3 protein-coding genes and 1 pseudogene are annotated in these 5,805 nt (G+C 60.0%); 2 read left to right on the forward strand and 2 right to left on the reverse strand.

Annotated features, from left to right (window positions below; translation table 11 throughout):
* Nucleotides 1–246: 246 nt before the first annotated feature.
* Nucleotides 247–603, forward strand: a pseudogene (locus AABA86_RS30770) (hypothetical protein); the annotation flags it as partial.
* Nucleotides 604–1,301: 698 nt separating this feature from the next.
* Here AABA86_RS30770 and AABA86_RS30775 read toward each other — a convergent pair.
* Nucleotides 1,302–2,093: a Crp/Fnr family transcriptional regulator gene (locus AABA86_RS30775; protein WP_338309464.1), complete on the reverse strand. Its 792-nt coding sequence runs from the start codon at nt 2,091–2,093 to the stop codon at nt 1,302–1,304.
* A 602-nt stretch (nt 2,094–2,695) separates the two neighbouring features.
* Complete coding sequence (locus tag AABA86_RS30780) at nt 2,696–3,007, reverse strand: nuclear transport factor 2 family protein (RefSeq protein ID WP_212246860.1); 312 nt, start codon at nt 3,005–3,007, stop codon at nt 2,696–2,698.
* 168 nt (nt 3,008–3,175) lie between these two features.
* Here AABA86_RS30780 and AABA86_RS30785 point away from each other — a divergent pair.
* Nucleotides 3,176–5,805: LuxR C-terminal-related transcriptional regulator (locus AABA86_RS30785; protein WP_338309465.1), on the forward strand; the 2,630-nt coding region annotated here is incomplete at its 3' end.

Below are 5,805 nucleotides of genomic sequence, written 5' to 3' on the forward strand. Positions count from 1 at the left end.
TCCATTGTAGTCGAGCCCGCGCCCGTTGGTTAAATCCAGGTTAACTAAATTAAATGCCCGCGCGCAACCAAAATCTGGCCGTCGGGCAAGGTGCGCCGGGAAAGTCGGGAGAAACACGGCGAATTGCCGACTTTCAGTTCGGGGGCGTGCACGTTCAGCAACCTCTCACCAGGCAAAGAAAATTCTTGGTTGAAAATCTATTTAATTTATAATACTGTAAAATGTAATTTTAAATCTAGGAGGAGCATCGTGACCCGGGACGGCAACGAGGACGACGACCGGCGGGCGTTTTTGAAGACCTGCGGAAGATTTGCTGCTGTGACGCCCCCTGTCATGACGCTGCTTCTGTCCACCTCCCTGACCTCAAAAGCCATTGCACGTTCGGGCGGCCTGCACGGGGCGAGGCAAAGCGACAGCGGCCAGTCGTTCTTCGACAATGATCGGTCGTCCGCGGCAGGGCCGGGGAGCTCCGGCGGCGGATCATCAGGGGGTGGGGGAACACCTGGTGGTCGCCCTGCCGGATCCTCTCATGCCGGAGGGACATCCGGCGGCGGGGCTGGCGGTAGCGGCGGGGCCGGTGCTGGCGGAGGCAATACAAAAGGGCCCTTCGCAACCGGCGGCGGCTCTGGAATTCCAAGTGCAAATGGTGGGGTCGATTGCGCAGACGAAGAGAACGAGGAAAAGCGCAAGGCCGATTGCCCCGGAGCTAGTACTCGGATTTCCAGCGCAACCGATTCCAGCCGGTAAAATATTCTAAGCCTAGGGAGGAGCCCTATAGGCTGCCGCGCGGCCAAGCCTGCTGGGCCTCGTGCTCAGGCAGGCCAAACGCGAGGCCGATAGTACATCTGGGCCGGCCGAGCGGCGTGATGCACCGCTGCAACGCTTTTGCGGGCGCAGCATGCCATATGTTAGTGCGCTTTTCCCATGATTGCATAGTTTTCCCGGCCTCGAGAGCGGGAGAATTCTCCCGGAGACTCGATTAGGAGGCGTGTCATGAATACCCGCATTCGAGCGGAGAATCCTGCGTTCTTTCTTCGAGAGCGTCTCGAAGCGCTTGTCGCCCAGCTCGCAGAACTTGAGAAGCTCAGAGACCGAGTCGGTCGAGAAGAGAATCGTCATCGTAAGCTGCGCAAGGCGGACTGCCCCCATGCCGAGCTCGGGGGCAGTCGTTCCCGCTTGGCACAGGCGAAGCTCATGCCCGTGCTGCTTGGTCGCAGTGAGTCGCGTTGTTGTAACGAGCGTCCCAAAGCGAATGGATAACCGAACGGCCCATGCGGGTGGTTCGCGAAATCGAACGGGCCCTACGAGCCTGTCCCGGCTATCCGGCTACCGGGCGAGCGGGAGGCGGGCCGCGCTGGAGCCACGGGGACGAGCCCGACCGCTCCGCGCGAGACTATCCGATCGATTCTGCGGGTCATGACCTTGTAGCACTCGCATGCCACGGCTTCGAGCCGCGGCCGATCAATCTCGAGCTGGCCGCGCCGATTGGATTTCAGCGCTCTTGACGCGCGCATCGTGCACACGACATGCGTGACGGTGGTGCGGCGAACGCCCAGCAATTCCGACAATGTTTCTTGCGTCAGCGGAAGCAGGTCACCACCATTCGCACGATCGTGGATGTGAAGAAGCCAGCGCGCTAGGCGGGCTTCGACGGAATGCAGTGCATTGCAGGCTGCCACGTGCTGGAGTTGCGTCAACATCGACATCGTGAAGACCTGCACCATGGATGCGATTGCGGGGCTGCGATGTTGCGCTGCCAGGAATTGGGCAGGCGAGATCTGCAGCGCGACCCCGGATAGGCGGACGACCGCCGTCGCGGGCGCGGCGGATGCGCCAAGCGCTGACGTCAAACCCACAGCGCCCTCGTGCCCGATTATCGCTGTGGCAACTGTCTGTCCGTTCGGCAGCCCTGTGATCGCAGCGATGGCGCCGCTGAGGGGGAAGAGAAGATGTTCGATCCGGTCGCCCGAGCGGACGAGCACGGAATTGCGTTCGATCACGACTTTCCGCAGATGAGGTGCAAGCAAAGCAAAATCCGCTGGCGGCAAGGCTGCTAACAAACGATTACCAATTCTGGTCGCGTGGTCCATCATGGGATCAGATCCCGACGGATGCTCGGCACTAGCACGAATGCCGATGTGTCGAGCTGCCCTGCAGATGCCAGCTCAACAGCAAGCCAACCGGCCACCACAAATATGGTTCCCATAATCAAGGGCGAGCACGCGTGGCCGACAATCGCATGCCACGCGAGCCTCCGGCTCCAGCTGGTGCCGGCCAGGGCTGCCGCCAACATCACATTTGATCGCATGACGAACGATAGGTTGGCGCATGATACCGCGTGCAAGGAAGCCGGAACGCGGCAGCCGCCCGTGCCGTCGACATGCAACGGCGACAGATGCTCTCGTCATATGGCCCGCTAATATCGTCGTTGAAAACGGGTTCGGGTGGCATCGTTTCCAGCTGAAGTCGAGGCATAAGCGCCTCACACGCTTGCGCCGCACTGGTCGTGCAGTCAGCTGGAAGCCTTCTTAGTACTGACGAGTTGGCAGCCTCACTCTGCTGGAGGCGTATCGCCCTTCGACACGCATTCGTTGACGAGTACCACGCAACGTGCTCGCAACGACCCGTTCGTACGGAGGCGCCGGCCTTGCACCGCAACGTCAGCACGTGACCCGGGCTTGGATCGTGCCGGGGTCTAGTGGGAGGGACTGCAGTCTAGCTCCTTGATCCTCCCGGTAACGTCAAACGAGAAGAGCGCACTCATGACACCACTATTGGTGACGTACGAGATAATGGCCCCCTCGTGCGAGGGATTGAGATCGTCCAACGTGCCCGCCGGATATTCTCGCAGGCGATCAATCCAATAGGCACGAAGTGCCTCGTGGCCGGTAATGGTCTTGATGCCCCCGCAGCCGCAGCGAAGCACGGCACCTTCGGCATACATTTCTAAGATCGCCTCGATGTCGCCCGCGCGGTAAGCATCGAGCCAGTCAATCGCAATGGCCATCGGGTCAAACGATATATTTCTCACTTAAATGCCATAAAAGCTTGCGATTTTGGGTCGTTTTGGGCCCGTTTAAGCCTCTTTCCCTATTTTATTAATTGTATTTTAATAATCCCGCTTGGCCCCGGCCATATGCCGAAGTACATAGATGGCCGGGCCGAGGCAGAATCCATGTTAGACGTGTCTGTGAAGCAGAGACGGATCCGGCTTCTGATCGTAGATCGACAACCGATCGTTCTACAGGGGCTGAAGTCGGTACTCGGGGTACAGCAGGACTTCGACGTTGTCGCATCGTGCAGCGATGGGACAAGCTGCCTCGAAGCAATTCGGAATTTGACACCCGACGTCACGCTTGTTGCTGACAACCTGCCGGATCTGACGGTACCCGAGATCCTCGCGATTGCGAAAGCTGAGAATCTCTCCACGCGCTTGGTGCTGTTTACCGAATCCGAGGCAGATCGCGATCTAGCCGCCGCTATTGCTGCCGGCGCCTCCAGCGTAATCTCGAAGCATGCTTCCTCGGACACTATGCTGCGATTACTGCGCCTGATGACAGAGCGCAGCGTGTCGCGCGAGCAATCCGATCTCTTGCCAGCCGGCGAGGGAGCCGACCGCGGCGGCAAAGTTGAAACGATGCTGGAGCTGTTGACGCACCGGGAACGTCAAATTGTACGACTAGTCTCAGAAGGAATGTCAAACAAGGAGATTGCGCGCCAGCTAAACGTTTCCCCGGGGACAGTCAAAGTACACCTATACAACATATTTCAGAAGCTTGAAATTACCAACAGGACCGTGCTCGCTACCCTCGCGTTGTTGCAGCGACCGTCCGGCTTCGGCCTGCTTGCGCTGGCGTTTCTGGCGTTCGCAATTGCGGACGAACTCAAGGCGTCGGAAGCGAACGACGTGGATCCGGATGACGACAGCGTCGGTCGCGCGGGAGAGCATGCCGAATATGAGCCCTGGAAAAGAGCCATTCTCCGACACCTCGTGGTCTGGGAATCCGGCGAGACGCCCCCGCTCACCCAGAGGGACCTCTTTGCCAAGGCGAGCCTGGTCCCGAACCCGGCGGCGGCGATAGAAGCGGTCCGCACGGCTGAGCAATCCGTAGGCTCGAAACCGTGGAAAGACTCCGGCCCAGTTGGATCGAGCACGCCCAATCCTCCTACGCCGTTGCTGCGGGGAACCAGCGACGCACAGATCGTTGGAGAACCGACCGCGGAACATCAATTCCCGCGGCTTGCTTCCACTCCGACGTTGATTCACGGAGGGTATGGCACCTTCGCCACTCTGACCGGTGCGTTGATCTACGCACTGAACGACCCCCATCTTGCCGTGCAATCGCATGATCCAGGCAAGGCGCCGATCGACAGCCTCGTGGTGGTCACTGGCGAGAATGCGACCACAAAACTGGCCGCGATAACTGATGCTGATACCAATGGTGTGGACGGCTCGCCCCCGACCTTCCCTTTGCACGATTTGCGCCTGCCTGCCGCGCTTGTGACCACCGGCAACGAACGCGTCGCTGGAGAGGGCGCTTCGAACCAAATGAGTCATGGCGCTGCGGATGGCAACCTGCAAGAACCTCTTGGCTCAATGGACCTTGGTCGCGATGCCGGTATTGGCGGAGATCGCCGCGATCAACCGATGGGCGGCAACGTTGGCGAAGACGTTGTTTATCGCTCCCCGATCGATTCCAATTCGACCTCTTCCCACTCTGGCTTCGATTTCGCATCTGGATCGAGCCGGATCAATCTTGCGGCTTTCGGAGCGCTTGCCTGGCTCCATATGACAGCAGCAAGCAAGTCTATACCGCCGCATACCCTCGCCTGGATCTACAATCCCGCAACCAACGAAACGATCGTCTACGTGAATCCGACCGATCGGATTCTTGATGTCGGCGACCGGGGCCTGCTGGAAATCCATCTGCAGGGGATTGTCTCCATTGCGGAGTCGGATTTCGTCGGCCAGCCGGAAGGCGCGGCTGTCGCGATCACCCTGGAGCAGCTCGAGGAAGCGCTGACATCGGCGACCGCAAGCGAAGCTGTTCTGAGTGCGGACGGTGCCCATACGGTTGTCGGGACGAGCGAGAGCGCGCTCGGGAGCGCGGCAGTTTGGAGCACTCTGACCGACAACGGCTTGACGTTCGGATTCGGGCAGGCTCGGACCGGCTCAGGGGGAGCGACCAGGTCCAGAACCTTCACTAGCGATTCGGTAGCTACAACGGATGAGAGCGATGTTGGGTCCGGCGGGTCGGCTCATGTATCACCGATCGCGCTTGCTCATAGCGCGACGGTCACGGCAGTTGAAAATCTCACATCGAAGAATGAACCGATCAATGGGGGTTCTGGCTCCAGCATCGCAGCGGGCGATAACTCACAGCACGCTTCGGAGCCAGAGTCTGCAAAGGCGGCAGCGGATTTGACCGAAGCCGGCTTGGTACGGGGGAATGGCGTCGGCAATGACAACGAGCATCATCCCCCCGCTTCGGAGGCTTCGCGAGGGGCAGCGAAGACGGCAGAAGCCGATGGCGTGGAACACGGTAATTCGGGGCACTCAACCTCTGCAAAGCCACCGGAGGCAGCCGACCCTGATGAGCCAGGCGTCGCAAAGGCCGCTAGCGCGGGCGGCGGTAACTTACAGCACGCTTCGGAGCCAGCGTCTGCAAAGGCGGCAGCGGAGTTGACCGAAGCCGGCTTGGTACGGGGGAATGGCGTCGGCAATGACAATGAGCATCATCCCCCCGCTTCGGAGGCTTCGCGAGGGGCAGCGAAGAGGGCAGAAGCGGATGGCGTGGAACACGG

The sequence above is a fragment of the Bradyrhizobium sp. TM233 genome, assembly GCF_036247965.1.
GTDB classification, from domain to species: Bacteria; Pseudomonadota; Alphaproteobacteria; order Rhizobiales; family Xanthobacteraceae; genus Bradyrhizobium; species Bradyrhizobium ottawaense.

Bases quoted from the DNA above. Each gene is read 5' to 3' on its own strand.
- AABA86_RS30775 (WP_338309464.1), bottom strand. From the start codon at position 2,093: ATGATGGACCACGCGACCAGAATTGGTAATCGTTTGTTAGCAGCCTTG.
- AABA86_RS30780 (WP_212246860.1), bottom strand. From the start codon at position 3,007: ATGGCCATTGCGATTGACTGGCTCGATGCTTACCGCGCGGGCGACATC.